At 68.8% G+C, this 18,969-nt stretch carries 14 protein-coding genes; 6 read left to right on the top strand and 8 right to left on the bottom strand.

Annotated features, from left to right (window positions below):
- Positions 1 to 21: 21 nt before the first annotated feature.
- From AB0N89_RS02705 to AB0N89_RS02695, 3 genes are all read right to left on the bottom strand, one after another.
- Positions 22 to 912, bottom strand: a complete 891-nt coding sequence (locus tag AB0N89_RS02705) for an AraC family transcriptional regulator (RefSeq protein WP_364199452.1) — start codon at positions 910 to 912, stop codon at positions 22 to 24.
- A gap of 10 nt (positions 913 to 922) precedes the next feature.
- The gene (locus AB0N89_RS02700) at positions 923 to 1,981 is read right to left on the bottom strand and encodes an LLM class flavin-dependent oxidoreductase (protein WP_364199450.1); all 1,059 of its coding nucleotides are present in this window, start codon (positions 1,979 to 1,981) and stop codon (positions 923 to 925) included.
- 203 nt (positions 1,982 to 2,184) lie between these two features.
- Positions 2,185 to 2,793, bottom strand: coding sequence for a precorrin-3B C(17)-methyltransferase (locus tag AB0N89_RS02695; RefSeq protein WP_364199448.1), 609 nt, complete (start codon positions 2,791 to 2,793; stop codon positions 2,185 to 2,187).
- Positions 2,794 to 3,020: 227 nt separating this feature from the next.
- Here AB0N89_RS02695 and AB0N89_RS02690 point away from each other — a divergent pair, with 227 nt between their 5' ends.
- The gene (locus tag AB0N89_RS02690; RefSeq protein ID WP_364199446.1) at positions 3,021 to 5,693 is read left to right on the top strand and encodes a beta-N-acetylglucosaminidase domain-containing protein; all 2,673 of its coding nucleotides are present in this window, start codon (positions 3,021 to 3,023) and stop codon (positions 5,691 to 5,693) included.
- Positions 5,694 to 7,035: 1,342 nt separating this feature from the next.
- Here the strand turns inward: AB0N89_RS02690 and AB0N89_RS02685 are convergent.
- The gene (locus AB0N89_RS02685; RefSeq protein ID WP_364199444.1) at positions 7,036 to 8,274 is read right to left on the bottom strand and encodes a DUF222 domain-containing protein; all 1,239 of its coding nucleotides are present in this window, start codon (positions 8,272 to 8,274) and stop codon (positions 7,036 to 7,038) included.
- 607 nt (positions 8,275 to 8,881) lie between these two features.
- Here AB0N89_RS02685 and AB0N89_RS02680 point away from each other — a divergent pair.
- Positions 8,882 to 9,121, top strand: a complete 240-nt coding sequence (locus tag AB0N89_RS02680; RefSeq protein ID WP_364199442.1) for a hypothetical protein — start codon at positions 8,882 to 8,884, stop codon at positions 9,119 to 9,121.
- A gap of 166 nt (positions 9,122 to 9,287) precedes the next feature.
- Here the strand turns inward: AB0N89_RS02680 and AB0N89_RS02675 are convergent, their stop codons facing one another.
- A complete protein-coding gene (locus AB0N89_RS02675) occupies positions 9,288 to 10,025 on the bottom strand; it encodes a hypothetical protein (RefSeq protein ID WP_364199440.1) in 738 nt (245 codons plus the stop codon).
- A gap of 162 nt (positions 10,026 to 10,187) precedes the next feature.
- A complete protein-coding gene (locus AB0N89_RS02670) occupies positions 10,188 to 10,811 on the bottom strand; it encodes a TetR/AcrR family transcriptional regulator (protein WP_364199438.1) in 624 nt (207 codons plus the stop codon).
- A gap of 119 nt (positions 10,812 to 10,930) precedes the next feature.
- On the opposite strand from AB0N89_RS02670, the gene AB0N89_RS02665 reads away from it, so the two are divergent.
- Both AB0N89_RS02665 and AB0N89_RS02660 read left to right on the top strand, forming a co-directional pair.
- Entirely contained in the window at positions 10,931 to 11,779 is an 849-nt protein-coding gene (locus AB0N89_RS02665; protein WP_364199436.1) for an SDR family NAD(P)-dependent oxidoreductase, read from the top strand.
- A 16-nt stretch (positions 11,780 to 11,795) separates the two neighbouring features.
- Positions 11,796 to 13,331, top strand: coding sequence for an AMP-binding protein (locus AB0N89_RS02660; protein ID WP_364199434.1), 1,536 nt, complete (start codon positions 11,796 to 11,798; stop codon positions 13,329 to 13,331).
- Here AB0N89_RS02660 and AB0N89_RS02655 read toward each other — a convergent pair.
- Positions 13,328 to 14,233, bottom strand: a complete 906-nt coding sequence (locus AB0N89_RS02655; protein ID WP_364199432.1) for an Lrp/AsnC family transcriptional regulator — start codon at positions 14,231 to 14,233, stop codon at positions 13,328 to 13,330. The two genes, AB0N89_RS02660 and AB0N89_RS02655, sit on opposite strands and share 4 nt — an antisense overlap.
- Before the next feature lie 209 nt (positions 14,234 to 14,442).
- Between AB0N89_RS02655 and AB0N89_RS02650 the strand changes: the two genes are divergently transcribed.
- Both AB0N89_RS02650 and AB0N89_RS02645 read left to right on the top strand, forming a co-directional pair.
- On the top strand, positions 14,443 to 16,104 hold the full coding sequence (locus AB0N89_RS02650) for an amidohydrolase (protein ID WP_364199430.1): 1,662 nt from the start codon (positions 14,443 to 14,445) through the stop codon (positions 16,102 to 16,104).
- On the top strand, positions 16,101 to 17,381 hold the full coding sequence (locus tag AB0N89_RS02645; RefSeq protein ID WP_364199429.1) for an MFS transporter: 1,281 nt from the start codon (positions 16,101 to 16,103) through the stop codon (positions 17,379 to 17,381). The genes AB0N89_RS02650 and AB0N89_RS02645 overlap by 4 nt, the downstream gene beginning before the upstream one ends.
- Here AB0N89_RS02645 and AB0N89_RS02640 read toward each other — a convergent pair.
- Positions 17,378 to 18,952 (bottom strand): succinic semialdehyde dehydrogenase, encoded by a 1,575-nt coding sequence (locus AB0N89_RS02640; RefSeq protein WP_364199427.1) that lies wholly within the window; start codon positions 18,950 to 18,952, stop codon positions 17,378 to 17,380. The genes AB0N89_RS02645 and AB0N89_RS02640 overlap by 4 nt on opposite strands.
- Between the last annotated feature and the right edge of the window lie 17 nt (positions 18,953 to 18,969).

Raw genomic sequence — 18,969 nt, 5'->3', positions numbered from 1 at the left:
CGTGAGATTGCGGCGAGGTGATCAGGGATTGCGGTACTCCGACGGACGCGATCCGGTGTGCCGCAGGAAAGCGGCCGACAACGCGCCGGGAGTGGCGAAGCCGCATCTGCCCGCGATCCGGGCGATCGGGAGGTCGGTGCCGCGCAGCAGTCTCCGCGCCTCCTCGATCCTGAGCCCGGCGAGGAAACGGTGCGGTGTCTCGCCGGTCTTCTCCTTGAAGACCCGGATGAAGTGGTAGACGCTCAGGTGCGCTTCCCCGGCGATCTCGGCCAGGCTGAGCGGTTCGGCCAGCCGTTCGCGCATCATCGTGACGGCCGCGCGGACCCGTTTGTCCTCCCGCCCCGCGTCCGGCGGGGACGGCTTCCGCCCGTGCCGGGTGAGCAGGTGCACGGTGAGGAAGGCGGCCGCGGATTCGGCGTAGAGATCGTCGTCCTCCCGCGCGTCGCCGACCGCCCGGACCAGCTCGCCGAGCAGCGGGTCTCCCCCGGCCACGGAAGCCGCCATCGCCTCGTGGTCCACCGCCCGGCCGCCCAGCCTGTCCGCGATCGACGTCACCGTGGTGCCCGGGAGGTGCACCTGGAGGCTGCGCATCGACTCGTCCCCGCGGTACCGGCGCAGCACCGGCCTGCCGGGAACGGCGAGTTCGAGCCGTCCCGGCTCCCACCGGTGCCGCTCCCACCCGCCCTCGCCGCGGGTCTCCATCACCGCCTTGCCCGACAGCGGCAGGACGAGATGCAGATCCGCGACGGCGGGCAGCCGCATGTCCTCGGCGGCGGGAACGTGATCGAACCGCTGGACGAGCAGGGATTCCCAGCCGGAATCCTCCCAGCTGCAGTAGGTCCGCCGGACATAGCGGGACATGTCGAAACCGGTGTACGGCTGAAGGTCGAATCGCTCGGAGTCGAACACCACGGCTTCGAGGCTAGTCCTTCAAGAGCTCCTTCACGCGCGGCACGACCTGCTCGCCGTACAGCCGGATCGAGTTCAGGCGCTGCTCGTGCGGCAGGGCGCCGACGCTGTACTTGAGCTGGAAACGCGACAGCCCGAGGGTCCGCACCGCCCACGCGATCTTCTGCGCGACGGTCTCGGGAGACCCGACGAACAGCGCGCCGCGCGGCCCGGCCATGGCGTCGTAGTCGGCCCGGGACATCGGACCCCAGCCCCGTTCGGCGCCGATCTTGGCGAAGGCGGCCTGGTGGTGCGGGAAGTGCTGGGCCGTCGCGAGTTCGTCGGTCTCGGCGATGTGACCGGGGCTGTGCATGGAGATCGGCAGGTCCTGGTGTCCCGCCTCCTTCAGCGCGCGCCGGTACAGGTCGGCCAGCGGGGCGAAGCGCTCCGGCGATCCGCCGATCACGGCCATCACCAGCGGCAGCCGGTACGCGGCCGCGCGGACCACCGACTGCGGGGTGCCGCCGACGCCGACCCACGCGGGAAGGCTGCCGGACTCGGTGACCGGGAAGGCCTGCGCGCCCTCCAGCGCGGGACGGACGGTCCCGGACCAGTCGACCGGCTTCTCTTCCTGCAGGTGCGTGAACAGGTCGAGCTTCTCGGCGAAGAGCGCTTCGTAGTCGTCCAGCGAGTAGCCGAACAGCGGGAACGACTCGGTGAAAGAGCCCCGCCCGAGGGTGACCTCGGCGCGTCCGCGGGACACGGCGTCCAGCGTGGCGAACCGCTCGTAGACGCGCACCGGGTCGTCCGAGCTGAGCACCGTGACCGCCGTGCCCAGCCGGAGCCGCTCGGTCTGGCCCGCGACCGCGGCCAGGACGACGTCCGGCGACGACACCGCCATCTCCGCGCGGTGGTGTTCGCCGACACCGAAGTAGTCGATGCCCACCTGGTCGGCGAGCACGCCCTCGGCCACGACCTGACGGATGGCCTCGGCCTGGCTGACCGGCTGGCCGTCCGGGCCGTTCTCGACGTCGCCGAAGGTGTCCAGGCCGAAGGTCGGCTCTTGCCGGGTGCCCAGGATCTCGTAACCCATGTCCAACTCCCCTGAAGTAGTTGAACGCTCAAACGTCGGTCCTGGCGCTCCTATTCCGCACCGGCCGGCCGCGGAGGTCCCATCGTCGACGACTGAACCGGCCGGCGAGGGCTGTGTGGAAATAGGGACATTCAACGTCCCTATTTCCACACACCCCTCACTCTGAGTAGTACACGTGGACCCGCGAGCGGCCTGACAGAGCCTCAGACGCCGGCGATGTCGCGCGCCAGTTGCCGCGCTTCGGGCAGGGTGAACTTGCCGGTGATCTGGGTTTCCCCGCCGGTGATCGCGCTCTGGATCATCGGCGCGGTCAGCACCCGGCTCTTCAGCACCATCGCGACCTGCTTGCCGACGTTCGCCGCGGTCCACTCGGCCCACTTCCGCGAACCCGCGTCGGTGAAGCTGAGGCCCACCATCGAACTGCCCGACTGATCGAGCCGGGCGTTGGCCTTGCCGAGGTCGGCTCCGGTGAGGAAGACCGGGCCGAGCAGGTATTTCGCGCCCTGGACGCTGTCGCAGCCGACCAGCGGGAGCGCCGGATCGTCGCGGCCGTCCAGCGGATCCGGTCCCGGCGAGCAGTCGAGCGCCGCGGCGGCGGCCTGCTGTTCGGCGGGATCCGTGCTCTGCCGGTTCGCCGCCGCGCCCGTCGCCGGGCCGGGCGGGAGCTCGGCCAGGACCGGCCGGAACCTCAGCCGGGACCCGTCCTTGACGGCGAAACTGTCGCCCTCGGGCTCGGGTTGCCCGGAAACCCCGGACTGGCAGCCGGTGACGGCGAGCAGGACGAGAGCGACAGCGCCACAGAGGATTCGCACGGGGTCATTCTGTCGGGTCCGGCGTCCTCATGGGTGCGAAACGCCGAGGCGCCGACCCTGACCGCGGCCGCGTTGACCGAAAAGGCCTAGTGCTCGCTGTCGGAAAATCACCCAGACCGACCTAGCCCGTGTCATCGCATTGGGTGTTTCCTTGCTCACAGAACGTCGTTGATCGACGATTTGGGGGCCAGCCGATGTCCTTCCGATGGGTTCTCCGCCTCATTCCGGTGACGCTGCTCGTGACCGCGGTCGTGGTGGCCGTCCCCGCGCCGGCGAGCGCGGCGCCCGCGCCCCCGCCACTCGCGCAGGTCTGGCCGACGCCCCAGCAGCTGACACCGCGATCGGGGCAGGTGACCATCCCGCGCACCGTCGTCGAGGTCGTCGGGGCGGGTACCGATCCGTCCGCACTCGCCGTCGTGGAGCAGGTCCTCCGTTCGGCGGGCGCGAGCACCCTCGTGAAGATCACCGACAACGACCAAGCCGCCGTCGACCGGGAGCGGGACAACGGCGGGCTCGTCGTGTTCGTCGGCGGCCCCACGGAAAGCAGGGCGACCGCGCTCGCCCTCGCCGCGCTCCGCGTCGAAGGTCCCGAAGGCCTGTCCCCCGGCGGCTACGTCCTCGCCGCCGACCGCGGCGTGATCGCACTGTCCGGTGCGGACACTTCGGGGACGTTCTACGCCGCGCAATCGTTCCGTCAGCTCTTCGCTTCCGGCAAGAGCCGTGCGTTCGGCATGCGTGACTGGCCGGCGGCGCCGATGCGCGGGGTGATCGAGGGCTTCTACGGCGCGCCGTGGTCGCACACCGATCGACTGGCGCAGCTGGACTTCTACGGCCGCACCAAGCAGAACATGTACGTCTACTCCCCCAAGGACGACCCGTACCTGCGCGCCCGCTGGCGTGACCAGTACCCGCCCGACCAGCTCGCGCTGCTCACGCAACTGGTGACCCGCGCCGCCGCGAACCACGTCGAGTTCACCTACGCCCTCTCCCCGGGTCTCTCGGTGTGTTACTCCTCGGACGCCGACGCGGCCGCGCTGATCACGAAGTTCCAGTCGCTGTGGGACATCGGGGTGCGGTCGTTCGCGATCCCGCTCGACGACATCTCCTACACCCGCTGGAACTGCGACGCCGACGCCGCGAAGTTCGGCACCGGTGGCGCCGCCGCCGGGACGGCGCAGTCGTTCCTGCTCAACCGGGTGCAGCGGGACTTCATCGCCACGCATCCCGGCGCCGATCGGCTGCAAATGGTCCCGACCGAGTACTACGACCTCGCCGACTCCCCGTACAAGACCGCGCTGCGCACCCAGCTCGACAAGGCGGTGATCGTCGAGTGGACCGGCGTCGGGGTGATCGCAGGGGAGATCACCGAAAAGCAGGCCCGGCAGGCGAAAGAGGTCTTCGGGCACGACATCCTGATCTGGGACAACTACCCGGTCAACGACTACATCACCGAGCGGCTGCTGCTCGGCCCGTACATCGGCCGCGAACCCGGGGTCGCGAAGTTCCTGTCCGGGATCACCGCGAACCCGATGGTGCAGGCCGAGGCCTCCAAGATCGCCGAATTCACCTCGGGCGACTTCCTGTGGAACCCGGACAAGTACGACCCCGACAAATCCTGGCTCGCCGCGATCGCCGATCTGGGCGGCCCCGCCGCACCGGCGTTGAAGGTGTTCGCGGAGAACAACTATTCGAGCCTGCTCGTCCGTCTCGAAACCGGGAAGCCGGATCTGGACTCGCCGGTGCTGCGCCCGCTGCTCGCCGCGTTCTGGGACGCGCTCGAGAAGAAGGATCCCTGGGAAGCGGCGGCGAAGCTGGACGGCTACCTCTCCGCGATGGCCGCCGATCCCGAGGATCTGCGACGCGGGATGGCCGCGAACCCGAAGTTCCTCGCCGAGGTCGGGCCGTGGCTCGACCAGGTCGGTCTCTACGGTCAGGCGGGCAGGCACGCGGTGAAGATGCTGCTGGCGCAGCTCGACGGCGACGGAGCGAAGGCGTGGGCCGAGCGCGGGGAACTCGTCACCGCGCTCAACCAGGCGCAGGCGATCCGCGTCCAGACCGCGCGGGGGCCGCGCAATCCGAGCACCTGCACGGACGTCTGCGTGCCGTTCCTCAACACCGCTCTGGCGACAGCCGATCGCTGGTTCGGCCTGCCCGGGCTCCGGCCGCAGCCGACGACTTCGATGGGCACCTACACCGACAACGTCCCCGCCAGGATGGTCGACGGCGACCCCGAGACCTACTACTGGAGCGACTGGGCACCGCGCGTGGGCGACGCCATCGGCGTCGACCTCGGTTCCGCGCAACGCGTGTCCCATGTGGACGTCACCATGGGGAAATCGACCAGCCCGAACGACTTCATCCACAACGGTGTCCTCGAATACTCCGCCGACGGCGAGCGGTGGACGGCGGTGAAGACCTTCACGGAACCGGTGATCTCGGCGGACCTCCCGGAAGGCGCCTCGGCGCGGTTCGTCCGCATGCGCGTGACAGCCACCCAGGCCTACTGGATCGTGGTCCGGGAATTCACCCTGTCCACACCGGACAGCCCCCGGTACACCGTCACCGGAACACCGGCGGGGTCGAACCTTCCCGCGGCCGCCGACAACAACGCCGATTCGGTGTACACGGCGGGATCGGCGCCGCTGCCCGGCGACGCGCTCGTCGTCACGGCCACCGCGCCGAAGCCACTGGCCAAGGTGGTCGTGCTGACGACGGAAGCCGGCGCGGGCGCCGACGTCCAGATCGCGGACGCGGCGGGCGGCTGGCGCACGATCGGCAGGATGACGGGCGGCTACACGGAACTACCGGCCCAGAACGTCGTGACCGACCGCGTCCGGTTGCTCTGGACGCCGGGTGGCGCGCCGCCGAAGATCGCCGAGGTCGTTCCGTCGGGAGGGTGAGGTCCGGCGGTCAGGGGTTGCTCAGTTCCCGCACCGACTTGGTGAACGCCTCCAGCACCCGCGGAGTCGGCGCGACAGCGCGGGGTTGCCCGCCCGCCCAAGAACATCGGCATGTGCGACGACCTGCAGCGCGAGGCCGACGAGCTGCTGCCGGGAGTCCGCCCGCGCGATCGTTGCCCGTTGGGTGCCGCTCCGGCGTCCCTGTGAGTCCCGGTCGGCAACGGCACGGCGATCGTCGCGGCCCACCGGCGGCTCCGCGCGCTCGGCCGGCCGTTGGCCCTGCACGGCGTCGGCTCCCCGGCAACAACCCGATCGTGACGAGCTGGCCGGGGCTATACCAGGTGCTGCCTCCCGATGCCGTCGTCACGATGGAACACGAGCCCTTGGTGAACTGGCACGCCCTCCACGGACCCGACGCGCTGGCCGCGATCGACGGACTCCGGAGGCGCGGTACATGCCGTCGACGACGAACTCCTTGCCGCTCAGGGCATGCTGGCGCGCCACGGGGCGGGCGGTCGGGTGCGGCGGGTTCGGTCAGGAGCGGGCTTGGCGTTTCGGAGGCTGCGTTGCACAACACTGCTCAAATAGAGTGAAGAGACCAGGGAATCGCTCCGCGCTCTTGCGGTCGCCTGCCGACCTGGCGTTAAGCTCCTAATCGAACCGGTAGTTGCCGACTGGTTCTCTGGACACGTCCCAACGCGGGAAAGCCGCAGGCTCTGGCCAGCCGCACGGCTTCCCCGCATCTCCTCAGGCTCCGCGCAGGACCAGGTACAGCACTGCTGCACCTAGCACGAGAGCCAGGATGGCGGTCCCGGTCACCTTGACGGTGACCGGGCCAGTCACTTTCACAGTGAAGTGAAAGCGTCTTGCCACCAGGGATCACCTCCCTCCTGTAGCAAGCTCGGATCTCGTTTGCGGCCGAGCTTCCCATCGGCGAAGGTGCTGACGAGCACTCTAACGAGCGTCAGCCCTCAATAGGAACTTGGCGGCTCCGACAAGATCATCGTTGCCTTGCAAGAAAACACGTCCGAGACCTCGTCTCGGACGGCCGAGCGCGACCCCGGTTCCATTCGGTTAGTACCAGGTAGTTCTGGATCGGCTGTCTGCACTATTTCCGTTACCCCATAAGGCGCCCGCCCTTCGGCGCCCCTCCACACTCACCTCTCGAACGGATGAATTCCAGTAACTTTGCGTTTCCTACCCACGTTGTCGATGCGACTAAGCCAAAGCGCCGATCCACCTAGTGCTTTCGGATGCGCGTGCACAACGACTTACGAGGACCTCTGCACCCCTTGGGCATGCCGAGGGGCCCGTCGCCGGTGTGGCCGGCGGGCTCCTCGGATCATGCGTGGGTGTTGCGCCGGGTTCTTCGTAACGGGTCCAAGTATTGGGGTGGGATGAACTCGGGTAACCCGTCGGCGGCGATCCGGACTTGCCAGTCGCCGTGGTGGATGAGGCGGTGATGGAAGCCGCAGAGCAGGACCAGGTTCCGGAGGTCGGTGGGTCCGCCGTCTGCCCAGTGCTCGATGTGGTGGGCGTGGCAGTTCCTGGGTCTTCGATGACATCCCGGGAACGCGCAGCCCCGGTCCCGGATGTTCAGCGCTCTTCGTTGACCGGGTGTGACGAAGCGCCGTAGCCGTCCCACGTCGAGGGGTTCCCCGGCGGCGTTCATCACCACCGGCAGCATCAAGCAGTCGCACGCGGCCATCCGCGCCTCGCGAACCGTCATCGTCCCGACGAAGCCCAGACACGCCTTCCCGATCCCGGTCTTGAGTTCCTCCAGCCCGATGGTGACATGCACCAACGTCCGGTACCCACTGGTGCCCGGCTGATCCGGGCACGCGATCGCCAGGTCAAGGAGTTCGGCCCACGCGTCACCTTGGCGTTCGCATTTCATGCGCAGGTCGGCTTGCCCGAACTCGTCCACCGGACGCGGCTTCGCATACGCCTCCAACGCGGCCGCCGTCCGCGCACCCAGCTCATCATCCAGCAAACCGGTCAGCTTCCAGAACCCATCCTTACGGCGCTCCAGCGTGACTTCCCGGCGCGGTTCAGCAGGCTCCGGATCCTTCGGCTCGTTCCCGTCAGGGTCGAGCCAGCCGAGGATGTCCTCCTCGGCCTTCGCCAACTGCCGGGGGCCGGCGTCGCGGGCCAGGTCGGCCAGGATCTTCTCCGCACTCTCCCGATCCTCAGCGGAGGTGTCGGCCGGAAGCCTCTTCAGGATCTGATCGATCCGATGCTCACCGATCACCCCCTCCGCAGCCACCACCGCCGTCGCAGGCGCCACAGCCGGAACCTCGGTGCCGTCCAACTCACGAGCCGGGTTCACCGCGATCGCCCGACTCACCATCGGGCCCGCCTCACCCCGCGACAATCCCGCCACATCGGCAAACCACGCCGCCGTCGACCCATACCCGAACAAGTCTTTCGCGCCCCGAGACTCCACCTCCGCCAAGTACTGCCCCAGTCCGGCGGACGCGATCCGCATCACCCGCAGGAACTGTCGCACGCCATGGGCAAGCTCCAGCTTGCCGACACGCCACAACTCCTGCGGGAGTTCGAGGAGGAAAGTCTCGGACACCCCTCCATAATACGCCACATCAGTCGAACACGTGTTCGTAATTTTACGTCACCAAGAAAACCGCGCATTTCCCACTGAAGGGTGATGGAGACAGAATCGCTCGCGACCGACATGAACAACAAGAGCCAAGTAAGCGCTTACTCCCAGCCCGGAAAACCTGCGATGCCGATCATCGGAACTCAGGGAATTTCCCCGATGCGCCCGCCTCGGCCAGGAGCAAGAGTGCAACCACGGGCCCGTACGAAGAAGGAGAACAGCACGCAGTGACGTCACCCGCCGAACAGCTCGAATCCGCTCTCATCACGACCCTGGAGGAAAAGACCGCCCGAGGCTACACAAAGAATCTGCCGCCCGCCCAGGGATGGCATCCGGGCGCCAGGGGTCGGGGCCACCGCCGAACGCGGAGCGCTTCTCGCCTGCAACGACAGCGGTGCCGACGGAATCTGCAATCTCGAGAGCGGCTTGGGTACCTGGCTGAACCTGAGCCTCGGAGGGCACAACAGGGACTTCACCCAGCGCCCGTACTCGGTCTGGCGATACCGCTTGGCTACTGGGAGCGCTCGATCCCGAAGCCGCCCGGCTGGAGCTGGTCGGTACCGACGGCACCGTGGGCGAAGCAGACATCGTCAACGGCACCTACGCCGCGGAAATAGCCGTCGACATGGTGAGCCTGCGCGACGCGAACGGAAGGCTGAGCCTCCACGAGGCCGGATCCGAGGAAAGCCGCGCCGAGTTCGAACGAGTGCTGGTGGACGCTCGCAGGGAGATGACTCGGCTCAAGGTCCGCGTCTACGACAGCGCCGGCACGGTCCTCTACGACGGCGCGGCGATCAACGCCACCGATTGACCGAATGCCTTGGCACAGTGGGCCACCGAATCGAACCCGGTGGCCCACTGCACTTACCCCGCGGCGATGTTTCTCCACCAGCGCAGCACATGCTCGTCGCGTCGCCGATCCAAGTCGACGGCCGTTACAGGCCACTTCGGAAGGCACAGGGCCTCGAACACGCGCCTCAGTACCCCACGGCATGCAACTTGGCATACAACGCCGCAAGCCGCGGAGACTGCTTCGCCGCCTTCGTAGCCACAGCGGCGTCGACCATGTCACGCGCACCGCGCAAGCACTCGGGTGATCCGTTGAAGCCGGTGTGCGTGGTCCCCAACGTGGCGACGACGCGGTCGTCATCTGCGGCGGAGCCCGGCGGGACGAGCATGATGTCGTCGGCGCGCACCGTTTCCCCGGACTGGAGCCGGAGCAGGAGATCGACGTGGTAGATCTGGACGAGGTCACTCCCGGCCAGCCGCTCCGGTCCCACGGAAACGGCGAAGCGGTCCTTGCGTTTGCCCTCGACCTCGACCATCTTGTCCTGCCCGAAAACCTGGCCGGCCACGTTCCGGTCGGCCGGGATCAGGATGTCGAACTTCGCGGCGGCGCTGAGCGGACCACCGCCGCCGCAGGCGCGCACCGCGTAGACGGCGCGAATCTCGACATCGACCCGGGTGATCAACGCCGGCCGATCGTGCGGGTTCTCCACGGTGACCTCCACCGCGGCGGCGCTGATCGAGGTATCGAGCGCCGGATCCTCTTCGCCTTCCGACATCTTCATCGGGATCTTGTCGAGAGAAGTCGCCTCGTACGAAACGATCCGCAGCTTCGCGGCGACCGCGGCCGCGCCCTGATCGAAAGCCGCTGTCGCGATGAGAACGGAAGTCACGCTCGCGGCCAGACCGACGACGCTGACGATCGCCACGAACAGCGGCGAGGCATACCACTGGGGCGGAGGCGCCGGTCTGCCTCTGCGCCTGTTCGTCCGTGACATCGCCCGGTAGGCCCCTTCGTCGGCTGACGGCTACGCACAGGAGTCGTCGCGACTTCTCAGGTGTTACAAGGCTTCCACGATCACGGCACGACGTCAGCCGCCGCTCACCAACCGTCGGAGCAGCGACCCGGCGTCCGCCGCGAGCGTCTCCCCCGCGCTCTCCTCACCGGCGAGATGATGCAGCAGCGCCTGCTGGAACAAGCCGTCGAAAGCGGCATATGCCACCGGTTCCGTCACGACGAGGGACGCGCCGGCGAGTTCGGCATAGCGCTCGACGACACGCCAGATCATCGCCTGCCGCTGCGCGTCGATCTCCAGCACGTCGGCGCGGAACGCCTCTTCGAACAGGCTCTGGTTCCGCAGGTCGTACCACAGCCGGTGCATCACGGCGTCGGACCGCAGCGTTCCCGCCATCGCGGCGCCGAAACCCTGTTCGAGCTCCTCCGCCGATCGTGCCGCGGCGACGGCTTCGTCGTACCGGGTCACGCACACTTCTTCGAATCTGCGGACCGAGTAGGTCAGCAGTTCCACCTTGTCGGTGAAGTAGTAGTGCAGCACCCCGTGCGAGAAGTTCGACTTCTGCGCGATCTCCCGCAGGCTCGTCCTGGCGTACCCCAGTTCGGACAACGCCTGCAGCGTGGACTCCGCCAGTTCCGCCCGGCGCTGGGCGAACTTGTCCACGCTCCGGCGTGCGATCCGCTCGGTCGTCTCGGTCACCACGAGTTCCTGTCGGTCCGGGAGTCCGCGCCAGTCGCGGGGCTCCACAGTCTAGCGTCGCGGAAATCTTGACGACTGTCCAAGAAAATCTTGACGATCGTCCAAAATAAGCTCAGGATGTGACCCACGCCGCAACCGCGGACCGTCTCAAGGAGGAGAAGTCCATGGGTTCGTACGACCTTTCGGGCCGGAAAGCCCTGGTCACGGGTGGAGCGCAGGGCCTGGGAGCCGGAATGGCCGAAGCGCTCGCCCTGGCGGGCGCCTCGGTGGTCATCGGCGACGTCCAGGAGGACCTCGGGCGCGCCACCGCCGACCAGCTCAAGCAGAAAGGCGCCACCGCGGGCTTCGTCCGGCTGGACGTCACCGACGAACAGAGCTGGGAACAGGCGGTCACCGCGGTCATCGGCGAACTCGGCGGGCTGGACATCGTGGTAAACAACGCCGGTGTCGAGATCACCGGGCTCGTCGCCGAACTGGACCCCGCCGACGTGCGCAAGATGCTCGAGGTCAACGTGCTGGGCACCGCCCTCGGCGTGAAGCACGCCTTCCGCGCGATGCGGCCCGGCGGTCCCGCGGGCGCCGGCGGCGCCGTCGTGAACATCGCCTCGGTCGCCGCGACCATCGCCTTCCCCGGGATCGCGGGCTATTCGGCGACGAAGTCGGCGGTCGACCGGCTCACCAGGGTGGCCGCGATGGAGGCCGGGAAGCTCGGCTACGGCGTCCGCGTCAACTGCGTCTACCCCGGGCTCGTCCCCACCCAGATGGGCAATCAGCTCGCTCAGGACGTCGTCGACGTCGGGTTGTTCCCCAGCGTCGAGGACGCCATCGGCGCGGTCGTCGGACAGACCCCAGCCGGACGGCTCGGCGAGGTCGCGGACATGGCCGACGCCGTCGTGTTCCTGGCCTCCGACGCGGCACGGTTCATCACCGGGGCCGGGCTCCCGGTCGACGGCGGCATGGGCATGTGACCGGAAGGCCGAGCGCGTGCGACTGACCGACTACCTCGACAAGGGCGCCTCCCTCGATCCGGCGGCGCCCTGCCTCACCATGGGCGACGTGTCCCTCGGCTACGGCGACGTACGGGAACTGTCGTGGCGGGTCGCACGGGCGCTGGCCCGGTCCGGTGTCGGGCCGGGCGACAAGGTGGCGATCCTGTCCGCGAACGATCCCCTGTCGTTCGGCTGCGTTTTCGGCATCAGCCGGGCCGGCGCCGTGTGGTGCCCGGTCAACCCGCGCAACGAGGCGGCCGAGAACAGGGAGCTGCTCGACCTGTTCGACTGCACCTGCCTGCTGGTGCAGGAGTCGTTCGCACCGCTCGTCTCCCGGATGCTGCCCGGCTTGCCGAAACTGTCCACAGTGGTCTGTCTCGACGGCTCGATGCCCGGCGCCGTCCCGTTCTCCGACTGGATCGACGGTGTCAGCGCCGAGCCATGGGAGGAGACGCCACCGGACGACCTGGTCATGCTCGTCGGCACCGGGGGCACCACCGGCCGTCCCAAGGCGGTGATGCTCACCGGCGCCAACGTCGAGACGATGTCCGCGCTCACGCTGATGAGCTACCCGTTCACCGGCAGACCTCGCTACCTGGCGCTCGCGCCGCTGACCCACGCGGCGGGCGTGCTCTGCTTCCCGGTCATGACGCTCGGCGGGGAGATCGTGGTCATGCCCTCCCCCGATCTCGGCGAGTTCCTCGCCCAGGTGGCACGCCGCCGGATCACGCACACCTTCCTGCCACCGACGCTGATCTATCTCCTGCTCGACAACCCGGCGCTGGACGGCACCGAACTCGGTTCACTGCAATGCCTTTGGTACGGCGCCGCACCGATGTCGGCCACCAGGCTCGCCGAAGCGATCACCCGGGTCGGCCCCGTCTTCGGGCAGCTGTTCGGGCAGAGCGAAGCGCCGATGATGATCTCCACCCTCTCCCCCGCCGAGCACGTCCGTCCCGACGGATCGCTCGCCCTCGAACGGTTCACGTCGGCAGGCAGGCCCACCCCGCTCACCCAGGTCGCGATCATGTCGGACTCGGGCGAGCTGCTCCCGCCCGGCGAGCGCGGCGAGATCGTCGTCCGCGGTTCGCTGGTGATGCCCGGCTACTACCGGAATCCCGGCGCGACGGCGGAAGCGAGCACGCACGGCTGGCATCGCACGGGCGACATCGGCTACCTCGACGAGGAGCATTACCTCTACATCGTCGACCGCGCCAAGGACATGATCATCACCGGTGGCTTCAACGTCTATTCGGCCGAGGTCGAGCAGGCGCTCATGACCCACGACGCCGTGCGGGACTGCGCGGTGATCGGGCTGCCGCACGAGAAATGGGGCGAGCAGATCACCGCAGTGGTCCAGCTCCACTCGGGCAGGGAAGCTCCCGCCGACGAACTCCGTGCCGCGGTCAAGGAACGGCTGGGCAGCATCAAGGCCCCCAAGGAGGTCCTGATCTGGCCGGATCTCCCGCGCTCGAAGATCGGGAAGGTGCTCAAGACCGAGATCCGGAAGGCCTTGCTGGACAACGGTTAGCGTCGCGCGAGTTCCTCCGCGGTCGGCAAGGGCCACTCGTAGCGCTCCTTGGCGATGCGGAGGTGGACCCACGTCTCCGCGGTCACGACGTCCGCCCTGCCGCTGATCTCTTCGAGCGTCCGGTCGAGGTCGCGGGCGGACTGCGCGGCGATGGTGGCGACGACGTCGAACCGGCCGATGGTCCTGGCGAGGAACTCGGTGTCGTCGCGCGCGGCGAGCGCCGCGGTCACCGCGTCCCCGGCGCCGCGCACGTTCAGGCCGATCCCGCAGACCAGGCCGGCGTCCGGGCGGGCGCGGCTGAGCACCGGCGCGATCCGGATGACGTCGTGCTCCACGAGGTACCGCACGCGGGTGCGGGTCGCCGACGGCGAAAGCCCGACGTGCTCGGCGGTGCACGCGAAACTCTCCCGCCCGTCGGCCTGCAACCGCAGCATGATGGCGAGGTCGCGGTCGTCCACCCGCAACCAGGGCGGCAGCGGACGGCCGGGCATGAACAGGCCCTTGACCACGTCCACGTAGACGAGCGTGTTGACCCGCTCCACCTCCGGCAGGCCGCGGATGGCCGCCACCGTGCGATAGAGCTCCGGGGAATCGGGCAGGCGCAGCTCGGCGACGGTCTGGTATTCCCCGCTCACCGCGGAAACGAACGCGGCGGCGGGCAGCGCGGCGATGGCGTCCGTCGTCGCCTGGGACCGGCCCGAGGTGCGGATCGCGAGATGCGCGTACGCGGTGAGGCCGAGGAACTCGGGGTGGACGGCGGCGACCACGTTGAGCGAACCGTCGACCTTCAGCTGCTCCAGCCGGGCCGAGACGGCCGAACGTGACGCGCCGACCCGCTTGGCCAGATCGGCCACGCTCATCCGGCCGTCCGACCGCAAAGCCGCGACCAGCGCGTCGTCCACGGCGGTTCTCCTCTGCTGAGTTTCCGACGGCGAGCCGCACCATATCACCGGCGATAGCCCCCTCCTGGCAGCAGAGATAAAGCGTTATGCGACCGACAATGCGCAGATCGATCGTGTACACCGTCCGTACACGAGCGATCTGATTGCGTTCATCGTTTTTGTCGCTTACTTTCGCCCCACTTCACCACCGAATCCCAGGAGTCCGCGCGATGCGCTTGTTGCCCCTCGATCGTTCCGTCCTCGACGCGACGGCGACGATCCTGCTTCCCGAAGAGCTGGTGACCGTCGACGACGCCACCGAAGGCGCCGCCGCGGTCCTCGTCTTCGGCGAGGAGATCGCCGCCGTCGGCTCGGTGGACGAGTGCCGCGCCCGCGCCGCCGGCCTCGGCCGTCCGGACCCGGAGGTGCGGCGGCTGCCGGGCACGCTCCTGCCCGGTTTCATCGATCCGCACGCGCATCCCTTGATGTACGGGCAGATGATGACCTGGGTGGACTGCGGGCCCGAGCGGGCTTCGACCATCCCCGAGATCGTCGCGCTGCTGGCCGAAGCGGCCGAGAACACGCCGTCGGGCAGGCCCGTCCGAGGGTACGGCTACGAGCACCGCAACCTCGCCGAGAAACGCCATCCCCGCTCCGAAGAGCTCGACGCGGTCGCCGTCGACCGCGAGGTCTACCTCATGAACGCCAGCGGACACGGCGGCGTGGTCAACAGCTTCACGTTGCGGCGCAACGGAGTCACCCGTGACACCCCGGACCCCGACGGCGGCGTGTTCTTCCGGGACGAGCACGGCGAACTCACCGGGGAGCTCTCGGACGCGGCGTGCAACATCCTCACCGGGGTCACCGGCGTCAAGGTCGGGCGGCACGGGCCGAACTTCCACCTGGAGGACGAGCCGGAGGAGCACGCGCGGCAACTGGCCGCCGCGCAGGACAAGTTCCTCGCCGCCGGCGTCACCGCGATCGGCGACGCGCAGGTGACGCGCCGCGAGTTCGACATGTACCTGCGGCTGGACGAAGCCGGACGGCTCAAGACCCGCGTCCACATGTACCTGCTGTCGCATCTGCTCGACCAGGCCCTGGAAATGGGACTGCACGGCGCTTTCGGCACCGCCCGCCTGGCGTTCGCGGGCATCAAGTTCTACGCCGACGGCACGCTCGGCGGCTGGACCGCGTACTTCCCGGACGGCTACGTCGGCGACCCGTGCCGGACGGGTCAGCTCTACCACGACCCCAAGGACTACTCCGCGCTGATCGACAAGGCGCACGAGGCCGGTCTCCAGACCGCGACGCACGCCCAGTCCCCCGACGCGATCTCCATGGTGCTCGACGCCATCGAGGACGCGCAGCGGCGCACTCCCCGGCCCGACGCCCGTCACCGCATCGAGCACTGCGGGCTGCCGTCCCCGGAGCAGATCGACCGGATGGCCGCGCTCGGCGTCCATCCGGTCAACCAGCCCCAGCACTACTTCAACTGGGGTGAGGGCGTCACCGACGCCGTCGGCACTCCTGGCGAGCGGTTCAACCCGCTCGGCGAGTTCCAGGCGGCGGGCGTGCCGGTCACGCTCAGCTCGGACGCCCCGGTCGCGGAGCCGAACCCGCTCGAAGCCATCCAGACCGCGGTCACCAGGACGACCCGGCGCGGTCACCGGCTCGGTGGCGACGAGCTGCTGATCGACGTCCGGTCGGCGGTCGCCGCGCACACCATCGCCGGCGCCCGGGTGCTCGGGCGGGAACGCGACCTCGGCTCGATCACCCCCGGCAAACGCGCCGATTTCGTGCTCCTCGGCGAGAATCCCCTCACCTGCGACCCCGCCCGGATCGCGGGCATCGAGGTGCTGGAAACCTGGATCGACGGCGAGGTGGCCCGATGACCGTCCGAACCGACACCCGGTCACTCCGTCGTGCCCGCCGGGCCGGTCTCGCGGCCTTCGTCGGCACCACCATCGAGTGGTACGACTTCTACATCTACGCCACGGCCGCGAGCCTGGTCTTCGGCACCGTGTTCTTCCCCGCGACGGGCGACCGGCTGACCGGGGTCGCGGCGGCCTTCGCCACCTACGCGGTCGGGTTCTTCGCCCGGCCGCTCGGCGGCATCGTGTTCGGGCACATCGGCGACCGGGTCGGCCGCAAGACCGCGCTCGTGGTGACCCTGACCATGATGGGGGCGGCGACCTTCCTGGTCGGCTGCCTGCCCGGATACGTCCAGATCGGCACGTGGGCGCCCATCCTGCTCGTGGTGCTCAGGTTCGTCCAAGGGCTCGCCGTCGGCGGCGAATGGGGCGGCGCCGTGCTGATGGCGGTCGAGCACGCGCCGCCGGACAAGAAGACCTTCTACGGCGCCTTCGCGCAGGCGGGGAATCCGGCGGGCGCGTTGCTGGCCACCGGCCTGTTCAGCCTCCTGAGCACCGGTGGCACCGAATGGCTCGGCACGGTGGGCTGGCGGATCCCCTTCTTCGCGTCCGTGCTGCTCATCGGGGTCGGGCTCATCGTGCGGCTGAAGGTCGAGGAGTCGCCGGTCTTCGAGGAGACCGGCGAGGACACCGGCGTCCCGATCCTGTACGCGGTGCGGACGAACTGGAAGCCGATCCTGCTGGGCATCTGCGTGCTGCCGGTCGCGGTCGGCGGCTACTACCTCGTCACCACTTTCGCGACGGCGTACGCGACCGATCCGGCCGTCGGCGTCTCCGAATCGCTCGTGCTCAACGCGCTCACCATCGCCGCTTTCGTGGAACTGGCCGTGAGTTTCGGCGCGGCCTGGCTCGGGGATCGCTTCGGCCGGGTGCGGGTGGTCGTCATCGGCCTGATCGGCGTCGCCGTGCTCGCGGCCCCGCAGTTCCTGGTGCTCTCGACCAAGAACGCGGTGCTCATCATCGCGGCGTTCGTCGCGATGCGCCTGGCGATGACGGCGACCTACAGCCCGATCGCCGCCATCCTGTCGCAGATGTTCCGCCCGCGGGCGCGGTACACGAGCATCTCGCTGTCCTACCAGCTGGCGGGGGCGCTCTTCGGCGGCCTCTCCCCGCTGGCGTCGACGCTGCTGTTCCAGGCGACCGGCAGCGTCTGGCCGGCGATCGGCCTGCTGATCGGCATGTGCGTGCTCAGCATCGCCTGTGTGCTGGCCGCGCCGCAGCACACCGATGACGTCTAGCGGATGCGGAGCCGCCGCATGAGTTTCAGCCCGGAGAGCATCCCCTCGACGTACTTCTCGTAGGTCTGGCCGCCGCGGGGGCCCATGACCTGCTTCTTGAGCACCGCCACGTTCTTGACGTCGGTGTACTTGAGCAGGCCCTGGTCCCCGTGGCGGGCGCCGACGCCCGAGTTCTTGACGCCGCCGGACGGCGTCCCCTTGGCGGCGTACGCGGTGGCGAGGATGTCGTTGATGTTGACGTTGCCGGACTCGATCCGCGCGGCCACCGCGCGCGCGGCGCCGACGTCACCGCCCCAGACCGAGGCGTTGAGGCCGTATTCGGTGTCGTTGGCCAGCGCTACGGCTTCGTCGACCGTGGCGTACTTGTGCAGCGCGACAACGGGTCCGAAGGTTTCGGTGACGCCGCAGAGCATGTCCTTCGTGACGCCTTCGAGGATCGTCGGCTCGAAGAACGCCGGGCCGAGGTCGGGCCGGGGCTTTCCTCCGCAAAGGACGGTGGCGCCCTTCGCGACGGCGTCCTCGACATGTGACTTGACGCGGCTCATGTGGTCGGCGGAGACGAGCGAGCCCATGTCGGGGCCGAAGTCGTACGCGGCGCGCACGTCGAGGGCCTTGGTCTTGGCCACGTACGCGGTCTTGAACTCTTCGTAGCGGGATTCCGGCAGGTAGATCCGCTCGATGTGCATGCAGATCTGCCCGGTGTTGCCGAAAGCGCCGAAGATCGCGCCCTGCACGGCCTCGGCCAGGTCGGCGTCTTCGAGCAGGATCATCGGGTTCTTGCCGCCGAGTTCGAGGCAGCAGCCGATGAGGTTGCGGCCCGCCCGTTCGCCGATCACCCGGCCGGTGGCGGTGGAACCGGTGAACATCACGTAGTTCGCGTGGTCGATGAGCGTGGGCCCGACGTCCGGGCCCTCGCCGCACACCACCTGGAACAGCCCCTTGGGCAATCCGGCCTGCTCCAGCAGCTCGACGCCGTACAGCGGGGAGAGCGCGGTCTTGTTGTCGGGCTTCAGCACGACCGCGTTCCCGGCCATCAGCGCCGGGATGGCGTCGGAAATGCCGGTGGCGAAAGGGAAATTCCAAGGCGCGATGATCCCGACAACGCCTTTGGGCTGCCGGACCTCGGTCGACGTCGTCACGAACGGGACCGGTCCCCCGCGTTTGGTCGGCGCCAGCAGCTTCGCGGCCCGCGTCAGGTAATGGCTCATCACCATCGCCGGATCGCAGGTCTCCTCGATCGCCATCCGGCGGTTCTTGCCGCTCTCGACCTGGATGAGGTCGGTGACGGCCGGCGCGTTGTCGACGAAGAGGGTGTGCGCCCGTTTGAACACCTCCAGCCGCCTCTTGAGCGGCGTGGCGGCCCACTTCTCCTGCGCGGCGCGCGCCGTGGCGAACGCCTGCTCGATGTCGGCGGGCGTCGATTGGGGCAGCTCGACGAGCAGGTCGCCGGTGTAGACCTCGGTCAGCTTCCAGGTCGTGCCGGACGAGCCCGGCACCCGGGCGGCGAGCCGCCGCAGGAACGCGTCGGTCACCGACGCCGGACGGGTGAGCGCGAGCGGTGTGACGGTCATGGCCCTCTTTCCGTCGG

Origin of the sequence: Amycolatopsis sp. NPDC089917, assembly GCF_040684635.1 — a bacterium.
Lineage (GTDB): Bacteria > Actinomycetota > Actinomycetes > Mycobacteriales > Pseudonocardiaceae > Amycolatopsis.
The sequence above is the reverse complement of the archived record's forward strand: the minus strand, read 5'-3'. Positions and strand labels throughout refer to the sequence as shown.

What these genes read in the sequence shown, in the direction of transcription:
- AB0N89_RS02645 (WP_364199429.1), top strand. Translation starts at nt 16,101, where the DNA reads ATGACCGTCCGAACCGACACCCGGTCACTCCGTCGTGCCCGCCGGGCC.
- AB0N89_RS02650 (WP_364199430.1), top strand. Translation starts at nt 14,443, where the DNA reads ATGCGCTTGTTGCCCCTCGATCGTTCCGTCCTCGACGCGACGGCGACG.
- AB0N89_RS02700 (WP_364199450.1), bottom strand. Translation starts at nt 1,981, where the DNA reads ATGGGTTACGAGATCCTGGGCACCCGGCAAGAGCCGACCTTCGGCCTG.
- AB0N89_RS02640 (WP_364199427.1), bottom strand. Translation starts at nt 18,952, where the DNA reads ATGACCGTCACACCGCTCGCGCTCACCCGTCCGGCGTCGGTGACCGAC.